The 23,517-nt window shown below is 73.3% G+C and carries 23 protein-coding genes; 17 read left to right on the forward strand and 6 right to left on the reverse strand.

What is annotated here, in order from left to right:
• Nucleotides 1-9: 9 nt before the first annotated feature.
• On the reverse strand, nt 10-690 hold the full coding sequence (locus ACWDAS_RS24895; protein WP_450394779.1) for a hypothetical protein: 681 nt from the start codon (nt 688-690) through the stop codon (nt 10-12).
• A 147-nt stretch (nt 691-837) separates the two neighbouring features.
• Between ACWDAS_RS24895 and ACWDAS_RS24900 the strand changes: the two genes are divergently transcribed.
• The 7 genes from ACWDAS_RS24900 to ACWDAS_RS24930 all read left to right on the forward strand — a co-directional run bounded on the left by ACWDAS_RS24900 (nt 838) and on the right by ACWDAS_RS24930 (nt 6,294).
• The gene (locus tag ACWDAS_RS24900) at nt 838-1,713 is read left to right on the forward strand and encodes an Fpg/Nei family DNA glycosylase (RefSeq protein ID WP_450394782.1); all 876 of its coding nucleotides are present in this window, start codon (nt 838-840) and stop codon (nt 1,711-1,713) included.
• 50 nt (nt 1,714-1,763) lie between these two features.
• Nucleotides 1,764-1,982, forward strand: coding sequence for a hypothetical protein (locus ACWDAS_RS24905; RefSeq protein ID WP_450394785.1), 219 nt, complete (start codon nt 1,764-1,766; stop codon nt 1,980-1,982).
• 1 nt (nt 1,983) lies between these two features.
• Nucleotides 1,984-2,595: an NAD(P)-dependent oxidoreductase gene (locus tag ACWDAS_RS24910; RefSeq protein ID WP_450394788.1), complete on the forward strand. Its 612-nt coding sequence runs from the start codon at nt 1,984-1,986 to the stop codon at nt 2,593-2,595.
• Between the two features lie 93 nt (nt 2,596-2,688).
• A complete protein-coding gene (locus ACWDAS_RS24915; protein WP_450394791.1) occupies nt 2,689-3,225 on the forward strand; it encodes a DoxX family protein in 537 nt (178 codons plus the stop codon).
• A gap of 7 nt (nt 3,226-3,232) precedes the next feature.
• The gene (locus tag ACWDAS_RS24920) at nt 3,233-3,508 is read left to right on the forward strand and encodes a hypothetical protein (protein WP_450394794.1); all 276 of its coding nucleotides are present in this window, start codon (nt 3,233-3,235) and stop codon (nt 3,506-3,508) included.
• 66 nt (nt 3,509-3,574) lie between these two features.
• Nucleotides 3,575-4,741, forward strand: coding sequence for a lactate 2-monooxygenase (locus ACWDAS_RS24925; RefSeq protein ID WP_450394797.1), 1,167 nt, complete (start codon nt 3,575-3,577; stop codon nt 4,739-4,741).
• A gap of 140 nt (nt 4,742-4,881) precedes the next feature.
• The gene (locus ACWDAS_RS24930) at nt 4,882-6,294 is read left to right on the forward strand and encodes a hydroxysqualene dehydroxylase (protein WP_450394800.1); all 1,413 of its coding nucleotides are present in this window, start codon (nt 4,882-4,884) and stop codon (nt 6,292-6,294) included.
• 27 nt (nt 6,295-6,321) lie between these two features.
• On the opposite strand, the gene ACWDAS_RS24935 is transcribed toward ACWDAS_RS24930, so the two are convergent.
• Nucleotides 6,322-7,032, reverse strand: a complete 711-nt coding sequence (locus ACWDAS_RS24935) for a class I SAM-dependent methyltransferase (protein ID WP_450394803.1) — start codon at nt 7,030-7,032, stop codon at nt 6,322-6,324.
• Here ACWDAS_RS24935 and ACWDAS_RS24940 point away from each other — a divergent pair.
• Nucleotides 7,031-7,396: a VOC family protein gene (locus tag ACWDAS_RS24940; RefSeq protein WP_450394806.1), complete on the forward strand. Its 366-nt coding sequence runs from the start codon at nt 7,031-7,033 to the stop codon at nt 7,394-7,396. The two genes, ACWDAS_RS24935 and ACWDAS_RS24940, sit on opposite strands and share 2 nt — an antisense overlap.
• Here ACWDAS_RS24940 and ACWDAS_RS24945 read toward each other — a convergent pair.
• Nucleotides 7,371-9,287, reverse strand: coding sequence for a PAS domain S-box protein (locus ACWDAS_RS24945; RefSeq protein WP_450394809.1), 1,917 nt, complete (start codon nt 9,285-9,287; stop codon nt 7,371-7,373). The genes ACWDAS_RS24940 and ACWDAS_RS24945 overlap by 26 nt on opposite strands.
• Nucleotides 9,288-9,533: 246 nt before the next feature.
• Here ACWDAS_RS24945 and ACWDAS_RS24950 point away from each other — a divergent pair, with 246 nt between their 5' ends.
• The gene (locus tag ACWDAS_RS24950) at nt 9,534-11,942 is read left to right on the forward strand and encodes a phosphoketolase family protein (protein WP_450394811.1); all 2,409 of its coding nucleotides are present in this window, start codon (nt 9,534-9,536) and stop codon (nt 11,940-11,942) included.
• A 46-nt stretch (nt 11,943-11,988) separates the two neighbouring features.
• On the opposite strand, the gene ACWDAS_RS24955 is transcribed toward ACWDAS_RS24950, so the two are convergent.
• Nucleotides 11,989-12,840, reverse strand: coding sequence for a DMT family transporter (locus ACWDAS_RS24955; protein WP_450394813.1), 852 nt, complete (start codon nt 12,838-12,840; stop codon nt 11,989-11,991).
• A 231-nt stretch (nt 12,841-13,071) separates the two neighbouring features.
• Between ACWDAS_RS24955 and ACWDAS_RS24960 the strand changes: the two genes are divergently transcribed.
• The 4 genes from ACWDAS_RS24960 (at nt 13,072) to ACWDAS_RS24975 (ending at nt 17,988) form a co-directional block, all read left to right on the forward strand.
• Nucleotides 13,072-13,836 carry a hypothetical protein gene (locus ACWDAS_RS24960; RefSeq protein ID WP_450394815.1) on the forward strand — a complete coding sequence of 255 codons (765 nt, stop codon included), beginning with the start codon at nt 13,072-13,074 and terminating at the stop codon, nt 13,834-13,836.
• A 257-nt stretch (nt 13,837-14,093) separates the two neighbouring features.
• Nucleotides 14,094-14,846: a DeoR/GlpR family DNA-binding transcription regulator gene (locus ACWDAS_RS24965; RefSeq protein ID WP_450394816.1), complete on the forward strand. Its 753-nt coding sequence runs from the start codon at nt 14,094-14,096 to the stop codon at nt 14,844-14,846.
• Nucleotides 14,843-16,186, forward strand: coding sequence for a 6-phospho-beta-glucosidase (locus ACWDAS_RS24970; protein ID WP_450394819.1), 1,344 nt, complete (start codon nt 14,843-14,845; stop codon nt 16,184-16,186). The genes ACWDAS_RS24965 and ACWDAS_RS24970 overlap by 4 nt, the downstream gene beginning before the upstream one ends.
• 533 nt (nt 16,187-16,719) lie before the next feature.
• Entirely contained in the window at nt 16,720-17,988 is a 1,269-nt protein-coding gene (locus ACWDAS_RS24975; RefSeq protein ID WP_450394822.1) for a glycoside hydrolase family 18 protein, read from the forward strand.
• Between the two features lie 66 nt (nt 17,989-18,054).
• Here ACWDAS_RS24975 and ACWDAS_RS24980 read toward each other — a convergent pair whose 3' ends face one another.
• Nucleotides 18,055-18,762 carry a CAP domain-containing protein gene (locus tag ACWDAS_RS24980; protein WP_450394825.1) on the reverse strand — a complete coding sequence of 236 codons (708 nt, stop codon included), beginning with the start codon at nt 18,760-18,762 and terminating at the stop codon, nt 18,055-18,057.
• Between the two features lie 448 nt (nt 18,763-19,210).
• Between ACWDAS_RS24980 and cobF the strand changes: the two genes are divergently transcribed.
• The 4 genes from cobF to ACWDAS_RS25000 all read left to right on the forward strand — a co-directional run bounded on the left by cobF (nt 19,211) and on the right by ACWDAS_RS25000 (nt 22,001).
• Nucleotides 19,211-19,978, forward strand: a complete 768-nt coding sequence (gene cobF, locus ACWDAS_RS24985) for a precorrin-6A synthase (deacetylating) (RefSeq protein ID WP_450394827.1) — start codon at nt 19,211-19,213, stop codon at nt 19,976-19,978.
• A gap of 114 nt (nt 19,979-20,092) precedes the next feature.
• On the forward strand, nt 20,093-21,517 hold the full coding sequence (locus ACWDAS_RS24990) for an MFS transporter (protein WP_450394830.1): 1,425 nt from the start codon (nt 20,093-20,095) through the stop codon (nt 21,515-21,517).
• Nucleotides 21,518-21,654: 137 nt separating this feature from the next.
• Nucleotides 21,655-21,777: a hypothetical protein gene (locus ACWDAS_RS24995; RefSeq protein ID WP_450394833.1), complete on the forward strand. Its 123-nt coding sequence runs from the start codon at nt 21,655-21,657 to the stop codon at nt 21,775-21,777.
• Between the two features lie 53 nt (nt 21,778-21,830).
• Complete coding sequence (locus tag ACWDAS_RS25000) at nt 21,831-22,001, forward strand: hypothetical protein (RefSeq protein WP_450394835.1); 171 nt, start codon at nt 21,831-21,833, stop codon at nt 21,999-22,001.
• A gap of 79 nt (nt 22,002-22,080) precedes the next feature.
• Here ACWDAS_RS25000 and ACWDAS_RS25005 read toward each other — a convergent pair whose 3' ends face one another.
• Nucleotides 22,081-23,118: a hypothetical protein gene (locus tag ACWDAS_RS25005; RefSeq protein WP_450394837.1), complete on the reverse strand. Its 1,038-nt coding sequence runs from the start codon at nt 23,116-23,118 to the stop codon at nt 22,081-22,083.
• Between the last annotated feature and the right edge of the window lie 399 nt (nt 23,119-23,517).

Consider the following 23,517-nt stretch of genomic DNA (forward strand, 5'->3'; position numbering starts at 1 on the left):
GAACCACCGTCAGCCGCGCCAGGACCAGTCGCCGGAGGGGCTGCCGCCGTCCCACTGGCCCGATCCGTAGCCGCCGTTCCCGCCGCCGTAGCGGTGCCGGCCGCTGTAGTGGCCCTGCGCGCCCGAGCGGTGCCCGGCGACGGCGCGGGCCACGGCCTCCTGCCAGTCCTCGCTGTCCCAGGAGCCGCTGATCCGGGCGTGCCGGCCCGCGGACGCGGACGTGCCCGGGGTGCCCGTCTGCGCGGCGTTCCGCACGCCCGCGCCGGTGCTCGTGTCCGCGGTCGGCTTCCTCGCGGCCGCCGTCGTGGCGGCTTCGCCGGTGTGCGCGGAGGCGGTGGCGCCCGCGACGGGCGGCGCCACGGCGTCCTTGACGACCCCGTCCGGCACGATGCTGGCCGGCTCCTGGGCGGCCTCGGCGACAGCGCTTCCGGAGCCGCCGTGCGGCATCAGCATGGACAGTCCGGCGACCGCTCCGGTCGCCGTCAGCACCGCCGTACCCAGCGACCCGCGGCCGGGACCGCGGCTCCGCCCGCGGTGGCGGCCGCCGACGACCTCTCCGCTGATGACCTTGACCTCGGCGGCCTCACCGGCCTCCACCGGCTGCGCCCGGGGGATCACCTCGGTGGGGTCCAGCGCACCCGGGTCCGGGTGGCTCGGTGCCTCGGCGGGCAGGGGGAGAGATTCGGCCATGGCTGCGATCATTCACACCGGGCGGCCCGATGTCCAGTTCTCCCGAAGATCCAACTGTCTGTTCATGCTCTGGCGTTGGCGCCGAAACCCGGCACGGGCGGTCCGCGGCCGTTCGCCCCCCGGCGCCCGGCGGCGCACACTGGTCGCATGCCGGAACTGCCCGAAGTCGAGGCCCTGGCCGGGTTCCTCACCGGCCGGATGGCCGGTCACGCCATCGCCCGGGTGCTGCCGGTGGCGGTGAGCGTCCTCAAGACGTACGATCCGCCGCTCGACGCGCTGCACGGGCGCACCGTCACCTCCGTCGGACGCCGGGGAAAGTTCCTCGTGTTCACCACCGACGAGGGCGCGGGCCCGTACCTGGCCGTCCATCTGGCCCGCGGCGGCTGGCTGCGCTGGAAGGACGACCTGCCCACGGTGCCGCCGCGCCCCGGCAAGGGTCCGCTCGCACTCCGGCTGCTCCTGGAGGAACCCGAGGGCGCCGGATTCGACCTGACCGAGGCCGGGACGCAGAAGCGCCTGGCCGTTCACTGCGTCCGCGACCTCCAGGACGTCCCCGGCATCGCGCGCCTCGGCCCCGAGCCGCTCGATCCCGCCTTCACCCGCGACGCCTTCGCTGCGCTGCTGTCGGGCGAACGCCGGCGCATCAAGGGCGTCCTGCGCGACCAGAGCGTCATCGCCGGGGTCGGCAACGCCTATTCGGACGAAGTGCTGCACGTGGCGAGGATGTCCCCGTACGCGCTCGCCGCGAACCTCTCGGAGGAGGAGGTGAGCCGGTTGTACGAAGCGCTGCGCACCACCCTGGAGGACGCCGTGGAACGCTCCCGTGGGCTGGCCGCCGGCGAGCTGAAAGGCGAGAAGAAGACCGGCCTGCGCGTGCACGGGCGCACCGGTGAGCGCTGCCCCGTCTGCGGCGACACGATCCGCGAGGTCTCCTTCAGCGATTCCTCCCTGCAGTACTGCCCCACGTGCCAGACCGGCGGCAAGCCGCTCGCCGACCGGCGGATGTCGCGGTTGCTGAAGTAGCCGCCGTGCGGCAGGTGACCGAGGATGGCTGGTGACCGAAAGGGGGCAGCATGTCCGATTCCACCGGGAGCCGGCGTGACGACGACCTCGGCGCGCTCCTCCCCAACCGCGCGCCGAGGCGTTCCCCCGAGGCCGCCGGCCGGATCGGCGGGGCCGGCCCCGGCCCCTCCTCCGCCCCCGGCACCGACGGCATCCCCGACCACGGCAACCGGCGCAGCGCCCGGGACGCCGGATTCCGGATCGGCTTCCCGAACCCGGAGCACCGCTGACATGCGCATCGCGATCTTCGGAGCCACCGGCCACGTGGGACGCGAACTCGTGGCGCAGGCACTCGACGCGGGCCACGAGGTCACCGCCCTGGCCCGCGACCCCCGCCGGCTCCCCCCGCACGAGCGGCTGCGGGTCGTACCCGGGGACGTCCGGGACCCCGAGGCGGTGGGCCGGGTGATCGACGGCGCCGACGGGGTGCTGAGCGCGCTGGGCACGCACGCGCCGCGCGGCGAGACCGTCTGCGCCGACGGGATGCGGCGCATCCTGCCCGCCATGCGGGCGCTCGGCGTACGGCGACTGGTGGTGGTCGGCGCGTACGGGACGGGGCCGGGCCGGCACGGCGTGTACCGGGTCGTGACCTCGCTGGTGATCCCGGCCATCATGCGGGACAAGGACGACCAGGAGGACCTGATCCGCGCCGAGGGCGACCTCTGGACGATCGTGCGGCCCGCGGTCATCACCGGCGGCCGCTACTCCGGCGTCTACCGCACCGGCCCCGACCTGCGGCTCGGTCTCGCCTCCCGGGTCAGCCGCGCCGACCTCGCCGACTTCATGCTCCGTGCCCTCGGCTCCGAGGACTGCGTGCGGCGGGCCGTGGCCATCACCTCCTGACCGCCCGGACGGCCCAGCGCGAGCGGCGCGGCCCCCGGCGGGGGCCGAGACTGGCCGTACACCCCCCCCCGCGCCGCCCGAGAGGACCCCGCCATGCCGATGACCCGCCGCAAGGACCTCGGACTGCTCGCTCTGCGCCTGGGGACCGGCGGAGTGCTCTTCGCGCACGGCGCCCAGAAGCTCCTGGGCTGGTTCGGCGGCCACGGCATCGACGGCACCGCCGAGGCGATGGAGTCCATGGGCTTCCGGCCGGGCAGGCGCAGCGCGCTGGCCTCGGGCCTCGCCGAGGCGGGCGGCGGCACCCTGCTGGCGCTCGGCCTTGCCACCCCCGCGGCAGGCGCGGCGGCGGCCGGGGGGATGGCCGGAGCCGTCTCCGTGCACCTGCCCGCCGGGTTCTTCGCCGCCTCTGGCGGCTTCGAGTATCCGGCGTTCCTGGGCTTCACGGCGGCCGCGATCGGTCTTGCCGGGCCCGGCTGCTACTCCCTGGACCGGCTGACCGGCGACGTGCTGGACCATCACTGGACGGTCGTGGCCTGCTTCGCCGCCAGTGCGGTCGCCGCGGCGGTGGTGGTCTCGCGCCGCAACGCCGCCGTGCGCGCGGACATGGCGGCCGATCTGCCCGCGGCCTGACGGGACGGTGGACGCGGCGGCCCGGCGCCTGGCACAGTCCTCGCGGCACCGAGCCGCATCTGGCGGCTTCGGGTATCCGGCGTTCCTGGGCTTCACGGCGGCCGCGATCGGTCTTGCCGGGCCCGGCTGCTACTCCCTGGACCGGCTGACCGGCGACGTGCTGGACCATCACTGGACGGTCGTGGCCTGCTTCGCCGCCAGTGCGGTCGCTGCGGCGGTGGTGGTCTCGCGCCGCAACGCCGCCGTGCGCGCGGACATGGCGGCCGATCTGCCCGCGGCCTGACGGGACGGTGGACGCGGCGGCCCGGCGCCTGGCACAGTCCTCGCGGCACCGAGAGACAGGACAGGGATGGGCGACCGGGCGGACTACCAGTACGAGATCTACCTCAACGGGCTCGCGGGCGTGGTCCCCGGGCTCCCCACCGACCTGACGCGGCTCGAGGCGCTGGCCGCCGAGCGGCTCGGCCCCGGTCCCTTCGGCTATGTGGCCGGCAGCGCGGGCAGCGGCCGTACGGAGCGGGCCAACCGCGAGGCCCTGGACCGGCTGCGGATCGTGCCGCGCATGCTGCGCGACGTGTCCGCCCGCGATCTGACGGTGGACGTCCTGGGCCGCACCCTGAGCGCGCCGCTCGCGCTCGGCCCCGTCGGCGTGCTGTCGATCGTCCACCCGGACGCCGAGTGCGCCGCCGCCCGCGCCGCCGCGGCGCAGGGCGTGCCCTATGTGCTCTCCTCGGCGTCGAGCACGCCCATGGAGGAGGTCGCCGGGGCCATGGGTGACGCGGAACGCTGGTTCCAGCTGTACTGGGCCAAGGACCGCGAGGTGACGCGCAGTTTCCTGCGCCGCGCCAAGGCCGCCGGGTACACCGCACTGCTGGTCACCCTCGACACCCCGCTGCTCGCCTGGCGGCCCCGGGACCTGGACCAGGCGTACCTCCCCTTCCTGAAGGGCATCGGCACCGCCAACTACTTCACCGACCCCGCCTTCCAGGCGGGTCTGGCCAAGCCCGTCGAGGAGGACCCGAACGCCGCCGTCCTGCACTTCGTCGGCATGTTCGCCGACCCCGGCAAGACCTGGCCCGACCTCGCCTTCCTGCGCGACAACTGGGACGGTCCCATCGTCCTCAAGGGCGTCCAGCACCCGGACGACGCCCGCCTGGCCGCCGACGCCGGCATGGACGGGGTCGTCGTCTCCAACCACGGCGGCCGCCAGGTCAACGGCGCCGTCGGCGCCGCCGACACCCTCCCCGCCGTGGTGCGCGCGGTCGGCGACCGCCTCGACGTCCTCTTCGACAGCGGCGTCCGTACCGGCGACGACATCTTCAAGGCCCTGGCCCTCGGCGCCGCCGCGGTCCTCGTCGGCCGCCCCTACGCCTACGGCCTCGGCCTCGGCGGCCAGGCGGGCGTCGAACACGTCATCCGCTGCCTGCTGGCCGAGTTCGACCTCACCCTCGCGCTCTCGGGCCACTCCAGGCCGGGCGACCTGGGTCCGGAGGCGCTGTCCCTCGGCGAGGGGTAGGAGAGCCGGGCGGCGCCCCGCCGTCCGGCGCCGAACACGCTGTGAGAGTCCTGTGTGGCCGCGGACGCACCGTCGCGGCCGGGGGCGGGAGTGCCTAACCTGGCGTGGACATGATGAACCGTCAGGTCGGGGAGGCCTGCATGGCGGACGGACAGACGCGCAGGCGGTTCCTCGCCAGGGCCGGCGGGGTGGCCGCCGGGGCGGTCGCGGTCGGCGCCGGCGTGCCCGGGGTGGCGCGGGCGGCCGCGACGGCCAAGCGCGTGGCGGTGCTCGGCGGCGGGGTGTCGGGGCTCAGCGCCGCGCACGAACTGGCCGAACGGGGCTACGCCGTGACCGTGTACGAGTACCACACGGCGCTCGGCGGGAAGGCCCGCAGCATGGACGTGCCGGGCACGGGCGGCGGCGGGCGCAGGGCGCTGCCGGGGGAGCACGGCTTCCGGTTCGTCCCGGGCTTCTACCGGAACCTGCCGGACACCCTGCGCCGGATCCCCTTCCCCGGCAACCCCGGCGGCGTCCACGACAATCTGCGCTCCGGCACCGAGACGCTGTTCGCCCGCGCGGGCGGCCGGGCCGATCTGCACTTCCCGCTGCGGCGCGTGACCACCCCGCCGCGCGTGGGCGACCTCACGCCCGCATGGATCCGCGACCAGGTGCTGTCCGTGCTCGGTCTGGTGACCCGGATGCCCGCGCACGAGGCGGCGTACTTCGCCGACCGCGTTCTCGTCCACCTCACCAGCTGCGACGCCCGGCGCGAGGGCCAGTGGGAGAAGGTGCCCTGGTGGGACTTCATCCGCGCCGAGGACATGAGCGAGGAGTACCGCCGCTTCTTCGGCATCGGCCAGACCCGCAACCTCGTGGCGACCCGCGCGGAGGAGGCCTCCACCCGGACCGTGGCCCGGGTCATCATCGAGGCGCTGCTGCTGTGGGGTCTGCTGGGCCGGGGCCAGGACGGCGACGCCGACATCGACCGCGTCCTCAACGCGCCCACCAGCGAGGCGTGGATCGACCCCTGGGAGGTCCACCTCAGGTCGCTCGGCGTCGAGTTCGCCATCATCTCGGAGTGGGACAGGCCCGGGATCCTGTACGGCAGGCCGGCCCGGCAGTGCACCCGCGAGGAGATCGTCGCCGAGACGTGGGCCCAGCTGAAGGACGCCGTCGGCACGGCCGGCGACCACGTCCTGGACGACGCCGACCTGCTGTCGTGGTTCATGGACCCGGCCGTCACCGGCCTCGGGGGACCCGATCCGCGCAATCGCGAGCAACTCCTGATCCACCCCGCCGGCACGCTCTACGACCGCCCCTCGGCCGCGACGGCCGTACCCAACTTCTTCCTCGCCGGCGACTACGTCCGTACCGACGTCGACCTCGCCACCATGGAGGGCGCCAACGAGTCCGCCCGGCGCGCGGTGAACGCCCTGCTCGACGCCGACGGTTCGGGCGCCGACCGCTGCCGGGTCCACACCCTCTACCGGCCGCCGGAGATGGAGCCGCTCAAGCGCGTGGACGAACTGCGCTACCGCCTCGGTCTGCCCAACACCTTCGACCTGGGCTGACCGGCGACCGAAGGGGCCGGGAAATCGCTATCGCGCGGGCTTGCGCACGCGGAAGGCGAACTGCCCGCAGAAGGTGAGCTTGCGCAGATTCACCAGGGCGGTGTGCCGCTTCGTCCGCTTGGCCCAGGTGTCGATCTCGGCGTTCAGCGGCGACGTCTCGTCCCAGTACCGTCCGTACTCCGAAGGCCTGCCGTGGTACGTGCGCATGATCAGGGTCACCCCGTCGAGCGACGGACGGATCTCCTCCAGGCGCAGGCCGGCCTCCTCGACCAGCACCCGGAACCCGTACGGGGTGTAATTCCACAGGCTGAACGAGTGGTAGGGCTCGAACTGCGACGTGCTGCCGATGAAGACCGCGCCCGGCCGCAGCACCCGGCCGATCTCGGCCAGCAGCTCCCTCGGGTGCACGACGTGCTCGAACACCTGGTGCGAATAGATCAGCGGGACGGTGTCCGAGCGGAAGGGCAGGCGGACGCCGTCGTAGTGGACGACCGCCTCCTTCCCGGCCGGGCGCTGCCGTGCCTCGGGGGAGTCGCGGATGTCGACGCCCACCCACCGCACCCGCGGGTTGTGCCGGCGGAAGAGCGCGACCGACGTGCCGCGGCCGCAGCCGAGGTCGACCACCCGGTCGGGGGCCTGCTCGGAGGTCATGGCCTGATCGAGGTAGAAGCGCGACGTGACCTGGCGGGCGTGGTCGTCGGGGATGCAGTCGCGCATGAGCTCCCACAGGGTTGCCATGGCCCGATGCTACGGACGGGCGGCGGCCCGGGACCAGCGGCGCGCGGCCCGCGCCGTCGTGAACGCGGCCGCCGTCGGCGTTCTCCCCATGCGGACCGGAACTGACCGCGTCTCCCGCCCGCCGTCCGCGCCCGCCGGCGTCGTCGCCCACTGGCACGTCGACGACATCGAGTCCACCTGGAAGCGCCTGCTCTCCCTCGGGGCCCGTGAGCACGAGGCGCCGCGCGACCACGGCCACGGCTTCGTCGCCGGAGCCGCCGTCGATCCCTTCGGCAACCTTCTCGGCGTGATGCACAACCCGCACTTCGTCGAGGTGACGGGCGGCGGCGGCCGGCCCGTCACGGATGCGTCAGCTGAAGGGTGAACCAGACGGTCTTGCCGTCGCTGGACGGCCGGGTGCCCCAGCCCGTGGCCAGGGCCTCGACCAGAAGCAGCCCGCGCCCCGACTCGTCGCCGAGTTCGGCGGGCCGGCGCTCCGGGATGTGTGTGCTGTGGTCGGTGACCTCGACTGTGACGTCGTGGTCCGTCCGGTGCAGCCGCAGCCGCAAGGGCCCCTGGGCGTGCCGCACGGCGTTGGTGAGCACCTCCGAGGCCAGCAGGCAGGCGGCGTCCGAGATCGGGTCGCACCCCCAGGCGCGCAGGGTCTCGCGTACAAAACCACGCGCTTCGGCCACCGCCGAGGGGTGGCTCGGCACCTCCATGGCGGTCGCGGCGAGCGGCGCCTCGGGCAGCCGGGCGAGCAGCAGTGTGACGTCGTCGGCGTGGCCGTCGGCGTCGGGGCGTAGCGAGGCCAGCACCATGTCGGCGGCCTCCTCCAGCCCCGCGGACCGACCGAAGGCGGTGCACAACTCCATTCCGAGGCGCCCCAGTTGCTCGTCGATGTCGGAGCGCGGGGTCTCGACCAGCCCGTCCGTGTACAGCACGAGTGTCGACCCGGCCGGTACGGGCAGGCAGACCTGCTGGTGGGGCACGTCGCCGACACCGAGGGGCACACTGATCGGCGCGGGCAGCTCGCGTACGGCGGCCTCGGGACCCGGGTCGACCAGCAGCACCGGCAGATGCCCCGCGGAGCAGACCGTCACCTCGCCCGCGTCCGGGTCCACCACGAGATAGCAGCAGGTGACGAGCTGGTCGGGCAGGTCGGTGACGAAGGCGTCGAGCGCCTGCATCAGCTGCCGCGGGGGTATGCCGGTCTTGGCCAGCGCGCGCGCAGCCGACCGCAGCTGCCCCATCACGGCGGCGGCCTCCAGGCCCCTGCCCATCACATCGCCGATGAGCACGCCCACCTGACCGCCGCCCAGCGGGATGAGGTCGAACCAGTCGCCGCCGACGCCCGCGCCCTGCGTCGCGGGGAAGTACCGGCTGGCGGTGCGCATACCGGGCGGCTCCGCAGGTGACCCCATGAGGCTGCGCTGGAGGGTCAGGGCGATGTGCCGCTGCTGCCGGTACAGCTCCGTCAGCTCCTCCTCGGCGCGTTTGAGGTCGGCGATGTCGCGCACGATGGAGCAGGCCCCGACGATGGACCCGTCCCGGCCGCGGATCGGCCAGAGGGTGACGTCCACGTCCAGCAGCCGCCCGGTGCTCGTGACCCGCAGCGTCTCGAAGTGCTCGACCCGCTCGCCGCGCGACAGCCGGTCCAGCAGGGTCGCGATCTCCTCTTTCAGATGCGCCGGGGCCAGCATCGACACGTGCCGGCCGATGGCCTCCTCCGAGGAGTAGCCGTACAGCCGCTGCGCCGCCGCGTTCCAGTAGGTGATCCGGCCGTCGAGGGTCTTGGCGAGGATCGCGTCCTGGGACGACTCGACCAGCACCGCCAGCTCGTTGATGCGCTCCTCGGCGGCCTTGCGCTCGCTGACGTCGCGCACCGCCGCCGAGATCAGCAGGCCGTCGGCGGTCTGCAGCGGGCTGAGGCTGATCTCCACCGGGAACTCCCGGCCGTCCTTGCGGAGTCCGTACAGCTCCAGCCCGGCGCCCATCGGCCGCACCTGCTGGTTGTCCGCGTAGCCGTGCCGGTAGGTGGGGTGGTGGCTCCGGAAACGCCGGGGCACGAGCACTTCGACGGGGTGGCCCAGCAGCTCCTGCCGGGTGTGGCCGAACAGCGACTCGGTCTGGGCGTTGACCAGTCTGATGGTGCCGGTGTCGTCCACGATGACCATGGCGTCCGGGGCCGCCTCGAGCAGGGCGCGGAACATCTCCTCGGCGGCGGGGTCGCCGACCGCCGGGGCCGACGCCGAGTCGGGCCGGGTCTTGTGCATCGTGGTTTCCCCTGTCCATCCGGGTCGTGCCTACGGGGCCGATTCCGGGACCGTAGGCCCTGGCGGCGGGGCCGTGCCGGGGATGCGGTGAAAGCGGTCCCGATCGCACGAATCCGCTCAATCCGCGATCTTCCCTGTTCCTTCCTCCGGCACGCGGACTCCAGATCACGGCTCGTGTCGAACAATCCGGCGGCATTCGGACAACCGCAAGAGGCCCCATCCGGCCCTAGCGGACCGTCACCGGGAATGCCGAGTCTGGAGAGGAGATCCCCCGTACCCGACGTTTCGGAGGAAGCCATGCACGACGAGGAGCTCCATGCCCTCGACGCCCATTGGCGCGCCGCGAACTACCTGGCCGTCGGCCAGATCTACCTGATGGGCAATCCGCTCCTGGCCGAACCGCTCCGCCCCGAACACGTGAAACCACGGCTGCTCGGCCACTGGGGCACCTCACCCGGCCTGAATCTCGTGCACACCCATCTCAACCGGGTGATCAGGGCCCGCGGGCAGCGGGCGCTGGCCATCTGGGGCCCGGGCCACGGCGGCCCGGCCGTCCTGGCGAACGCGTGGCTGGAGGGCAGCTACTCGCAGACCTACCCGGACGTCCCCCGCGACGCCACCGGCATGGCCAGGCTGTTCCGGCAGTTCTCCTTCCCCGGGGGCGTGCCGAGCCACGTCGCCCCGGAGACCCCCGGGTCGATCCACGAGGGCGGCGAACTGGGCTACTCCCTCTCGCACGCCTACGGAGCCGCCTTCGACCACCCCGACCTGGTGGTCGCCTGCGTCATCGGTGACGGAGAGGCCGAGACCGGGCCGCTGGCCGCCTCCTGGCACTCCAACAAGTTCCTCGACCCCGTCCACGACGGCGCCGTCCTGCCGGTCCTCCACCTGAACGGCTACAAGATCGCCAACCCGACCGTGCTGGCCCGGTTGCCCGAGAGCGAGCTCGACGAGCTGCTGCGCGGTTACGGCCACGAACCCCTGCACGTCACGGGCGACGACCCGCTGGCCGTCCACGGCGCGATGGCAGAGGCGATGGACTCCGCCCTGGACCGCATCGCGCAGATCCAGGGCGCCGCCAGGAACGGCGGCGGCAACGGCGGGCGTCCCCGCTGGCCCATGATCGTGCTGCGCACCCCCAAGGGCTGGACCGGCCCGGCCGAGGTCGACGGAGTGCCCGTGGAGGGGACTTGGCGCGCCCACCAGGTGCCGATGGCCGCGGTCCGCGACAACCCCGCGCACCTGCGGCAGCTCGAGGAGTGGATGCGCTCGTACCGGCCGCAGGAGCTGTTCGACGAGCACGGCGCCCCCACCGGGCAGGTGCTGGCCTGCGTGCCCGAGGGCGACCTGCGGCTCGGCGCCACCCCGTACGCCAACGGCGGGCTGCTGCTGCGCGATCTGCCCGTGCCGCCGCTGGAGCGCTTCGCCGTCGAGGTCGACAAGCCCGGGGCCACCCTCCACGAGCCCACCCGGATCCTGGGCAGTCTGCTGGAACGGGTCATGGCCGACACGGCGGAGCGCCGAGACTTCCGGCTGGTCGGCCCGGACGAGACCGCCTCCAACCGGCTCCAGGCCGTCTACGAGGCCAGCGGCAAGGCCTGGCAGGCGGAGATCCTCGACGTCGACGAGTACCTCGACCGGCACGGCCGCGTCATGGAGATCCTGTCCGAGCACACCTGCCAGGGCTGGCTGGAGGGCTACCTCCTCACCGGCCGGCACGGGCTGTTCTCCTGCTACGAGGCCTTCGTCCACATCGTCGACTCGATGGTCAACCAGCACATCAAGTGGCTGCGCACCACCAGGGCGCTGCCCTGGCGCCGGCCCATCGCCTCCCTCAACTACCTGCTCACCTCGCACGTGTGGCGGCAGGACCACAACGGCTTCTCCCACCAGGACCCCGGATTCATCGACCACATCCTCAACAAGGCGCCCGAGGTCGTCCGGGTCTACCTGCCGCCGGACGCCAACACCCTGCTGTCGACCGCCGAGCACGTGCTGCACAGCCGCGACTACGTCAACGTCGTCGTCGCGGGCAAGCAGCCCTGCTTCGACTGGCTCGACCTCGACGCCGCCCGCGCCCACTGCGCCCGCGGCGCCGGCGTATGGCAGTGGGCCGGCACCGAGGACGGCACCCGCGAACCCGACGTCGTCCTCGCCTGCGCCGGCGACGTGCCCACCCAGGAGGTCCTGGCCGCCGCCTCCCTGATCCGCCGTCACCTGCCCGAGCTGTCCGTACGGGTGGTCAACGTCGTCGACCTCGCCCGGCTGCTGCCGCGGGACGAGCATCCGCACGGCATGGCCGACCCCGACTACGACGCGCTGTTCACCCGCGACAAGCCGGTCATCTTCGCCTACCACGGGTACCCGTGGCTCATCCACCGCCTCGCCTACCGCCGCGCCGGACACGTGAACCTGCACGTGCGCGGCTACAAGGAGATCGGCACCACGACCACGCCCTTCGACATGGTCGTCCGCAACGACCTCGACCGCTTCCGGCTGGTCATGGACGTCATCGACCGCGTCCCGGGACTCGCCGTACGGGCCGCGCCGGTACGGCAGCTGATGGAGGACTCCCGGCTGCGCCACCACGCCTGGATCCGCGAGCACGGCATGGACCTGCCCGAGGTCGCCGAGTGGACCTGGCCCGGACGGTGACGCGCTGATCCGCCGAACCGGCCCCGTACGGCGCGCCGCCCGCGGCTCACGCGGGCGGCGCGTTCTGCTCGGCCTCCCCGAACCGTGCCAGGGCCAGGGCCCCCGCGATCGACAGCACGAAGCCGAGGACGGCCAGCGGGGCGCGGTCGTGGCGCGTCGAGTCCCCCAGCCACACCACCCCGAAGACCGCCGGCCACAGCGACTCGGTGATCACCATCGCCGCCGTCGCGGCGGTCACCGAGCCCGCCTGGAGGGCATCGACGAGGAAGACGAAGCCGGTGATCCCCGAGATCACCACGGCGTACGTCGCGGGATCGGCGAGCAACTCGCCCATGTAAAAGCCGATCAGCATCCGCACCGCCACCGCCACGACGCCGAAGCTCAGCCCGGCCACGGCACCGAGCACGGCCGCCCTGCTCCGCGCCACGCGGCTCTCCACGACCCGGCCCGCGACCGCCAGTACCACCGCCGTGACGAGGATCGCCAGCCGCAGCCGCACGTCCCCTTCACCGCGGCCGTCCCGGCCCGCCGACACCGCGAGCACGGCGAGCCCGGCGCACACCGCCCCCACCGCCGTCCACTCCGCCGCGCGCAGCCGGACCTTGAGCAGCAGCGCCGCAACGACCGCGGTGACCGCGAGGGAGGACGCCAGCGCCGCCTCGACCACGAACAGCGCCACGGACCGCAGGGCGATCAGCTCCGCCGCGAAGCCCAGCATGTCCATCCCGACGCCGACCACGAACGGCCAGCGCCGCAGCGCCGCCAGCAGCGTCCGCGCCCCCGACCCGGGCGCCCCCGGTGTCCCCGCGGCGGCCCGGCGCGCTCCCATGGCCTGTATCACGGTCGCCGTCCCCATCAGCACGGCGGCACACAGAGCGAAGGCGATACCCGGTCCCATGCACGGACCGTAGCGGTGGGCGGCGGGCGCCCGGCGCGACCGCCACGCCTCTTCCCCCGCCCGACCGCGCGCCACCCGGACGCCGGCTGCCGCCCGTTCGCCGCGCCCCGGTCGAAGCGCGTGTGCCCGCGTCCGGGCCGGCGGGTCACCCCATCGGAGGATCGGGAATGCCTCCTTTGCAGCGATATGCTCCCCATGGGGCGGTTGTTGACGACGTGCAAGGAGAAGGCAGTGGTGAAGAGTTGGCGCGTGGTGGCGGCCGTCCTGGCCCTCGCGGCGACCGGGTTCGTCGCCTCCTGCGACGCGGGCGGCGGCGAGCGGGAGCCCTCGGCCCCGGGGTCCGCGGCGAGGTCCGCGCCCGCTTCGAGCCCCGGGGCGGCCGGCGGCGCCTCGGCCGGGTCATCGCCGCACTCGTACGAGGTCTCCGGAGCGAAGGCCCTCAAGGTGCGCAATGTGAACGGCTCCGTGCGGGTCACCGTGCGCAGCGGGCCGATGTCGGTGGTGGAGACGCTGGAGTACGGGGACGTCAGGCCCACCACTCGCCACCACGTCGCGGACGGCACCTTGGAGCTGACCGGCTCCGGGTGCGGGGGCAGTCTGCCGTGCCGGGTCGACTACGTCGTCACGGTGCCCGCGGCCACGCCGGTCACCGTCACGCTCGACAACGGTGACGTCGACGTGGAGGGGGTGGCCGGCCCGGTGGACCTCACCACGCGGAACGGCGGCGTCGCGGGCACCGCGCTGGGCGCCCGCAGGGCGACCCTGAAGAGCGGGAACGGCACCGTCGAGGCGGCCTTCACGGTCGCGCCGGGGAACGTCGACGCGGCCACCGGGAACGGCGCGGTGACCGTCACCGTGCCGTCCGGCTCCGCGTACGACGTGCGGGCCACCGCCGACGTCGGGATGAAGGAGGTCTCCGTGCCCACCGACCCCTCATCGCCGCACCGCATCACGGCCACCACCGGGACCGGCGTCGTCACGGTCCAGCCGGGCTGACCGCCCGGCGAGGGCGTCCCGGGGCGCCGGGCGCCGCAGTTCGTCCCGGTGCCCCGGGAGTCGTGCGGTCAGCCGCGGACGGCGCCGATCAGCACGAGGCGGGCGGTGAGCCCCTTGGGGCGGAATCGCCTCGGCGGCCGGCCCGAAGACGTCGATGGTCTTCTGGCCGCCGAAGTATGCAGTGGTTTGACAAGGGTCAATCACAAATCTGCTCGACTTTGATTGACTTTGCAGAAGGCGGGCGTAGTGTTCGTGCCATGCTCCCCGACCGACGACATGAGCTGATCCTCCGCGCCCTGCGGTCGGACGGCCCCACCTCGGTGACCGCGCTGGCCGGGCAGATCGGCGCCAGCCAGGCCACGATCCGCCGGGACCTGATCCAGCTCGAGGACGAAGGCCTGCTGAAGCGGGTCTACGGCGGCGCGATACCGCTCACCGGCGAGGACGACCCGTTCCCGGACGTCGCCGCCGTCCGCGTCGAGGCCAAGGACGCCATCGCCGTCCGCTGCGCCGAGATCATCCAGGACGGCGAGACGGTCCTGCTGGACATCGGGACCACCGCGCTGCGGGTCGCCCGCCGGTTGCGCGGCCGTTCCCTCACGGTGATCACCGGCAACCTCGCGGTCTACGAGGAGCTGCAGGACGAGAAGGACATCCAACTGGTGCTGCTCGGCGGGGTCGTGCGCCGCGAGTGCCGCTCCCTGGTGGGCTTCCTCACCGAGGACAACCTGCGCCAGGTCCGGGCCGACCGGCTCATCCTCGGCACCAGCGGGATCCGCCCGGACGGGCAGATACTGGACACGACCGCCGTGGAGGTGCCCGTCAAACGGGCCATGATCGCCGCGAGCGACCAGGTGGTGCTCGCGGCGGACGCCGGGAAGTTCCCCGGCACCGGCATGGCCCGGGTCTGCGGGCCCGAGGACATCGACGTCGTGGTGACCAATGCCCCGGCGGACGCGACGACCCGGACCTCGCTGCGCGAGGCGGGGGTGGAGGTGGTCGAGGCATGAAACTCACGATTCTCGGCGGAGGCGGTTTCCGCGTTCCGCTGGTCTACCGCGCCCTGCTGGAGGACCGCGCCGAGGGCCGCGTCACCCATGTGACCCTGCACGACCTGGACCCCGCCCGGCTCGACGCGATCGTCCGGGTGCTGCGGCAGCAGGCGGAGGGATACCCCGACGCGCCTGGGGTCACCGTCACCACCGACCTCGACGAGGCCGTCACCGGCGCCGACTTCGTCTTCTCCGCGATCCGCGTCGGCGGACTCGCCGGACGCGTCGTCGACGAGCGCGTCGCCCTCGCCGAGGGCGTCCTCGGGCAGGAGACGGTCGGCCCCGGCGGCATCGCGTACGGGCTGCGCACCATCCCCGTCGCCGTCGACATCGCCCAGCGCATCGCCCGGCTCGCCCCCGAGGCCTGGGTCATCAACTTCACCAACCCCGCCGGCATGGTCACCGAGGCGATGTCCCACCACCTGGGGGACCGCGTCATCGGCATCTGCGACTCGCCGGTGGGCCTCAACAAGCGCGTGGCGCGGGCGCTGGGCATCGACCCGGGCCGGGCCTGGTTCGACTACGCGGGCCTGAACCACCTGGGCTGGCTGCGGGCGGTCCGCGTCGACGGCGTCGACCTGCTGCCCCGGCTGCTCGCCGACGAGGCCGCGCTGACCTCCTTCGAGGAGGGCAGGCTCTTCGGCGCCGACTGGCTGCGCACCCTCGGCGCGGTGCCCAACGAGTACCTGCACTACTACTACTTCAACCGCGAGTCCGTCGCCGCCGCCCGCGAGGCGGAGCACACCCGAGGCGCCTTCCTCCTCGACCAGCAGCAGCGCTTCTACGAGAAGATGCGCGCCCCGGGGACCGAGCCCTTCGCGGCCTGGGACGCCACCCGCCTGGAGCGCGAGACCACTTACGGCGCCGACGTCCGCGAGGCCGCCGGGGCCGGCGAACGCGACTCCTGCGACCTGGAGTCCGGCGGCTACGAGAAGGTCGCCCTCGCCCTCATGCGCGCCATCGCCCTCGACGAGCGCACGACCCTGATCCTCAACGTCCGCAACCGGCGCGCCATAGAGCCGCTGGACGCCGAGGCCGTCGTCGAGGTGCCCTGCCACGTGGACGCCAACGGCGCCCGCCCGATCGTCGGCGACCCGCTGCCCGACCACGCCGTCGGCCTGGTCACCTCCGTCAAGGCCGTCGAGCGCAACGTCATCGCGGCCGCCGCCACCGGCGACCGCTCCGCCGCCCTGCGTGCCTTCGCGCTGCACCCGCTCGTCGACTCCGTCGCCGTCGCCCAGCGCCTGCTCGACGGCTACCGCAAGCACGTACCCGACCTCGCCTACCTCCGGGACTGAGGGGACCCGCACCCATGCACGACGACCGCAAGCAGGTCGAGGCGCGCCTCGACCGCGTCCTCGAACAGCGCATCCGCCCCGAGGTGTACGCCGCGTAGGTGCCGCTGACGATCACCGCGTGGCACGTGGACGGCGAGCCGGTGCCCGTGAGCGAGGCGCCGGCAGCCGAGTACGTCCCCTTCGCCACCGGTGACCGCTGGGGCACCCCCTGCTCCACCAGTTGGATAGGGGCCCTCGGCACCGTCCCCGCCGAGTGGGCCGGCCGCCGCGTCGAGGCCGTCTTCGACCTGGGCTTCATCGGCGACTGGCCCGGCGGCCCCCGTGGCGCACGCCCACGCCCACCGTGCCCAGGACAACGCGCCGCCCGGCCGCCCCCGGGCCGCCGCGGCGGACCTTCTGACGTGCGGTCAGCGCCGCGTGGGGAGCGGGGACTTCCTTATTGGTGCAGACCATTGACCCTATTGGTCTAGTCCTTCTAGGGTGTCCCCGCACCCTCGCGCGCTCACGACCGCTTCCTCACCAGAGGTGACTCCATGCCCAGACAGCAGGGATCACGGTTCCGCAGAGCCCTGGTCGGCCTCGTCGCCGCAGGCACGGCGCTGCTCACCGCGAGCCTGGTCACCGGCCCCGCCGCGGCCCAGCCGGTCTCCGCGGCGGCGTCCCACGGCCACCCCGCCCCGCACACCACCTCGAAGGTGGTCGGCTACTTCATCGACTGGGGCATCTACGCCCGCGACTACCACGTCAAGAACGTCGTCACCTCGGGCGCCGCCTCCCGGCTCACCCACATCAACTACGCCTTCGGCAACGTGACGGACGGCAAGTGCGCCGTCGGCGACGAGTGGGCCGACTACCAGAAGCCCTACGACGCGGCGGGCAGCGTCGACGGCGTCGCCGACAGCACCGCGGAAGGCGCGCTGCACGGCAACTTCAACCAGCTGCGCAAGCTCAAGAAGCAGTACCCGAACATCAAGATCCTCTGGAGCTTCGGCGGCTGGACCTGGTCGCCCGGCTTCACGCAGGCCGCCGCCGACCCGAAGGCCTTCGCCGACTCCTGTTACGACCTCGTCGAGGACCCGCGCTGGGCCGACGTCTTCGACGGCATCGACATCGACTGGGAGTACCCCAACGCCTGCGGCATGTCCTGCGACACCAGCGGCCCCACCGCGTACACGGACCTGATGGGCGCGCTGCGCCACCGCTTCGGCAAGAAGAACCTGGTCACCGCCGCCATCACCGCCGACGCCTCGGACGGCGGCAAGATCGAGGCCGCGGACTACGCGGGCGCCGCGAAGTACGTCGACTGGTACAACCCGATGACCTACGACTACTTCGGCACCTGGTCCGCCACCGGCCCGACCGCCCCGCACTCCCCGCTCACCTCCTACCGGGGCATCCCCGCGCAGGGCGCCAACGCCGCGGCGACCGTCCACAAGCTGCTCCGCCTGGGCATCCCCGCCCGCAAACTCCTGCTCGGCCTCGGCTTCTACGGCCGCGGCTGGAGCGGGGTGACGCAGACGGCGCCCGGCGGCAGCGCCACCGGACCGGCCCCCGGCACGTGGGAGCCGGGCAGCGAGGACTACAAGGTGCTCAAGACCCGGTGCCCGGCCACGCACGTGGTCGCGGGCACCGCGTACGCCCGCTGCGGCGACGAGTGGTGGAGCTACGACACCCCGCTCACCGTCCGCGGCAAGGCCGCCTGGGCCAAGTCCCAGGGACTCGGCGGCGCCTTCTTCTGGGAGCTGAGCGGGGACACCTCCGACGGCGAGCTGATCAACGCGCTCGGCCGCGGGCTGCGCTGATCCCGCCGTACGCATGCCGGGAGGCCCGGCCGCCACGGGGGCGGCCGGTCCTCCCGGCGCACGGCGTCAGCGCGCGGCGCCGAAGTCCTGCGTCCAGTAGTTGCCGGGCTGCGCCAGTCCGATCCCTATCTCCTTGAAGGAGCAGTCCAGTATGTTCCGCTTGTGATCCGGGCTGGACATCCAGCCGCTCATCACGCTGGAGGCGGAGGCGTAGCCGTAGGCCACGTTCTCGCCGTAGCTGCTCCAGCTGTAGCCGCTCGAGGAGATGCGGTCGGCGGGGGACGAGCCGTCGGAGCCGGTGTGCGACATGTTCTGGTGCGAGGCCATGTCCTTGCTGTGGTCCTGTGCGGCCTTGGTCAGCTTGGAGTTGACCTTCAGGGCCGAGCAGCCGACCTTCGCGCGCTCCTGGTTCACCAGGTCGAGCACGGTGGCCGCCGCTCCCGTCAGGGTGGAGCCGGAACCGGCCGCCGGGGAACTCGGCGCCGCGGAGGGCGCCGACGACGGCGCGGAGGGGGCCGGGGCCGACGGTGCGGAGGAGGGGGCCGAGGACGGCCGGCCGCCCCAGTGGCCGCCCCAGTGGCCGCCCTTGGACCACGTGCCGTTCCAGGATCCGTCCCACGACGCGTGCTTCCAGCGGCCCTGGGACTCGTTGTTCTGCGGGCCCTGCTGACCGTCGACGCAAGCCATGGCTACCGAGGGCACACCCACGGCGGCGACGGCGAGGGCGGCGACGGCCATCTTCCGGAAGTGCTTCGTCCGGCGGTGCTTCGTCATTGCGTGACCTCACTCGAGGGTTCGGCGTCCGTGTTCACAACCCGCCTGAGCTGCCGTGATGGCGTGCGGGCCCGGCCATTGTGTGGACCGTCCCGAACATCGGGCAATGAAAGATCGGTACTACGCGGACTCGTAGCCAAGACGCCTCTTGCGCCCGGCGGGTGAGCGTGCCGCGGCACCGAATTCATCATCCGGAAGAGACCTGATGGTCCTTCAGAAAGCAGTCCCCGCCCCGGGAGTGGCCCACGACGCCGTACGGATCGGATGCCGTCGCCCCCCTGTGCGAAATATGTCCCATTCCGTTCCGGATGGATCATATATGCCGTGCGGGTGCCAGCTACTAAGTCGCACCGTAACCGCCCAATCCGCCGTGAGGGACATCACAGGACGTCCCGGGAACAGTTGCCGTGGTGGCCGCCACGGGCACACCACAGGGCACAATCACCGCATGCGACACATCCTCGTCATCGGCATCGGCGCGGGCGATCCCGAACACCTCACCCTTCAGGCGGTCAAGGCAATCGGCCGTACGGACGTCTTCTTCGTCCTCGGCAAGCCGGAGGAACGCCAGGACCTGATCCGCCTGCGCCGGCACATGCTGGTGGAGCACGCCCGCCCCGGGCACCGCCTCGTCGAGGTCCCCGACGCCGAGCGCGACCGCACCGCGCCCGGCTACGCGGACGCCGTCGACGACTGGCGCCGGCGCCGCGCCGACCTCGTGGCGGAACTCCTCGCCGCCCATCTGGGCCCCGGGGAGACCGGGGCCTTCCTGGTCTGGGGCGACCCGTCCCTCTACGACAGCGTGATCGCCGTGGTCGACGAGGCCCTCGCCCGCGCGCCCGGGTCCTGCACCTACGAGGTCGTTCCGGGGATCAGCAGCGTCGCCGCCCTCGCGGCACGCCACCGCCTCACCCTCACTCGAGTGGGCCGCCCCCTGCAGATCACCACCGGCCGCCGTCTCGCCGAGGGCCTCCCCGAGGGTGTCGACGACGTGGTGGTCATGCTCGACGGCCGTGACGCCTTCACCAGGCTCGACCCCGAGGGCGTGGACATCCACTACGGCGCCTATCTGGGCACCGAGGACGAGATCCTGCTCTCCGGCCCGCTCGCCGAGACCTCGGAGCGCATCGTCCGGGCACGCACCGAGGCCCGCGAACGCAAGGGCTGGATCATGGACACCTACCTGCTGCGCCGCCGCTCCGCCGGACCGGGCTGAGCGGCACGAGCCGAGCGGTCCTGGGTCAGCGCGCCGATCCCCCGAATGCGAGCGAAGTACCCCTTACTGTGACATCCGGCACTGAACCGATGCGTACGGGATGGGGTCGAGGGCATGCCGTTCGCGGAGGCCGCCGAGGGGGGTGGGTCCGCGCACGCGCCCGTCCCCGGGCCGGGGCGGGAGGCCGGGCCGTGGTCCCGGACGCCGCTGTTCGCGGTGTGCGCCGGGTACTTCATGGTCATCCTGGACGTGACCGTCGTCAACGTCGCCGTGCCCGTGGTGGGCCGGGAGCTGTCGGCCTCGCTCACCGGGATCCAGTGGATCACCGACGGGTACACCATGGTGTTCGCCGGACTGCTGCTGACCGCTGGCGCGCTGGGCGACCGGCTGGGGAACCGCCGGATCTTCTGCACCGGCGTGGCCGTGTTCACCGCCGCCTCGGCCGCGTGCGCGCTCGCGCAGAACACCCCGTCCCTGGTCGCGGCCCGCCTGGTGGAGGGGCTGGGCGCGGCGTTGATCGTGCCCGGCTCGCTGGCACTGCTCCAGCAGGCCTACCCGGCTCCCGCCGCGCGCTCGCGGGCCGTCGGGCTGTGGGGTTCGATGGCGGGCATCGCGGCCTCCGCCGGACCGCTGCTGGGCGGGCTGCTCGTCTCCACGGTGGGCTGGCGATGGGTGTTCCTGGTCAACCTGCCCGTCGGCGTCGCCTGCCTGGTGCTCACGCTGCGGCACGTGGCGCCCTCGCCCCGGCGCGCCGACCGGGCCCTGGACTGGCCCGCGCAGTGCGCGGTCGTGGCGGCGGTCGCGCTGCTCACCGCCGCCCTCAACGAGGCCGGCCGGCGCGGCTGGTCCGATCCGGCCGTCCTGGCGTGGGCGGGCCTGGCCCTGCTGGCGGCCGCGGCCTTCGCCGTGCGCGAGCGGATGGCGCGGTCCCCCGCCATCCCGCCGGGCCTGCTGCGCTCGCGTGCGATCGGCGGTGGCGCCGTGATCGGGCTGCTGTTCAACTTCGCCTTCTACGGCATGGTGTTCACCGCCAGCCTGTACTTCCAGCACCAGCGCGGCTTCAGCGCCCTCGGCACCGGGCTGGCGCTCTTCCCCGCGGTGGCGATGACCATGTTCGCCTCCGTCCTGTCCGGGCGGCTGGCCCGCAGGACCGGCGACCGCCCGCTGGTCGTCACCGGCATGCTCGTGGCCGCCCTCGGGCTGGCCGGCTGGGCCGCGGCGGGCACCGACCCCGCCTACCCGCTGCTGGTGGCCCCGATGACCGCCGCGGGCTTCGGCACCTCCTTCGCCCTCACCGGCACGACCACCACCGTGATGGCGGCCGCGCCCCCGGGGTACTCGGGGACGGCCTCCGCCCTGTTCAACACCACCCGCCAGATCGGCAGCGCCACCGGCGTGGCACTCGGCGGCACCCTGCTCGCCACCGCCGCCGACTACGGCACGGGGCTGCGTCTCGCGATGGCCGTCGGGGCGCTCGCCTATCTGGCCGCCGCGGTCCTGGCATGGCGGTGCGTACCCGAGAGGCCCGCCACCGCGTGAGGCGCACACGCCCACGGGCCGGCAGGGCTCCGTCCCCGCGTAGGCGGGATGAGGCGAAGACCCCGGCCGCGTGTCCGGCGGCGAAGGATCTGGACGGACTGCGACGCCAACTCGGCGGCATCGAACGCCGCATCGACGTGCTGCGACGCAACCGGCAGGCGATCAAGGCCTGTCTGCGCGCCTGGGAGGACGCCGGGGCCGCCACGCCCACGGCCGCCGACGGAGTCCCGGGCCCGGTCGCGGAGGACGGCGGATCCTGATCCGCGCCGGTCGGGACGGCCCGCCGCAGGAGACGACGGGCCGTCCCGACCACGTGCCGCGGGACGACTGGCGCTTCACCACCGGCTCCGCGGAGCTGCTGGACCGGTTCATCCCGTACCCGCAGCGGCTCAACCCGGACTTCGACCGCTCCTGGATCCAGGAACGGCCCTTCTCCCGCGCCCCCTCGCCCAGCCGGTCGTCACCCCCGAGTACCGCTCGCTGATCCCGGAGCACCGCACGCACATGAGCCGGGTCACGCTCGCCACGATGGCGCAGATCTCCCCGCAGGACCGCGGGCAGAGCTACTCCGTCGCCCTGGCGCACCGCGTCACGAAGCTCAGCGGCGCGAGCTGAGGCGCCGGCGGCCGGGGCCCGGTCGCGGCGGGCACGGGCCCCAGCCGCGACCAGCTCCGGTCGTCGCCCCACACCGAGAGCGGATCCACGTAGGGCCGCAGCAGGCCGGTCAGCGCCGTGTCACCGCGGCCGGCCAGCTCGTCAGAGGCCAGCTTCCGCGCGACTCCGGCGAGGAAGTCGGCGAGCTGGATCCGCGGGTCGTGGCGCGACTCGGCCAGCCGCAGCCCCGCCGGCCGCAGTTCCGGCGCCAGGGCCGCCCCGAGCCGTGCGATCCGCTCCTCGGTGAGCGAGTTCTGCCGGTCGTGCACGATGTGCACCCGCGCCCCGCCCTCGCACCAGCGCGCTGTCGTGCGCTCCAGCGCGGGGAAGAGCGGATCCAGGGGCTCCATCGCGTCCGGCGCCGCCGCGAGCCGCGCCCGGAACGCCTCCGCCCGTGGCCTGGCCCTACGCAGCACCCCGACGACCCCGGAGAGGGCGCCGTCACCGCCGTCCGCGGGATCCAGCGCCTCCAGAGCCCGGTAGAACGGGTCGACGGGAGCGTTCCCGTCCTCGTGGTTCCTGGTGCGCACCAGCTCGTTGGCGGCCCGGAGGAACGCGCGCCACCGCGCCGCGTCCAGGGTGCGCCTTCCCTCGCGGTACAGCACGGCCGCCCGCACCGCGGCGGACGGCCCCGGGGCCAGCACGCCGACGACCGCCACGACCACGAACCACGCCTTGTCGACGAGGTGCACCGAGGCGTCGCCGCCCAGCGGCCCCGCCGGCCTCAGGAACCACTCCAGCACCGCCCGGTGCTTCTCGCGCAGCAGATGGTTCGCCTTGTACTCCTCGGCGGGCGAGCGGATCCGCTCACGTATCTCCCGCAGGGCCCGGGCCGCGGCCTCGCCCGCGACACACACGCCCGCGTGCGCGAAGACGTCCGTGTTCCCGCCGATCAGGTTCTCGCCGTCCCAGCCCGACTCGTCGCAGGCGACCTCCACGAACGTCACCCGCCCATCATTCCGCCCCACCCCCCGCCCCCACCAAGCATTTTGCGGCCGCTACCCGGTCCCGTCCGCGGCCTGTGCGCGAGGATGCGCGCATGGCGACCAGAGGACGTACCGGAGGTCGCCGTTCGTGCCCGGCGTGACGGCCCAGTGGCCGAGCAGGACGACGGCTGTGATCGCCCCGCCCCACAGCGACGGACGGAGGGTGCTGCGACGCGTCGGCAGGGGAGCAGCCTGTTGAGCGTGAGGAGCCGGAATCGTTCACGGGCAGAACTCAAGGGCCCAATTAATGTGCTTACATGTGCGAGGAATTGGGATGCCGCGCACTGATCGTTCGTTTCCCGGAATTGATTCCTCCCCCGTGGTGCGCCCCGATTAATCGGTGGCCCACGGGTTCCCGCG

Source organism: Streptomyces sp. NPDC001070 (assembly GCF_053598835.1).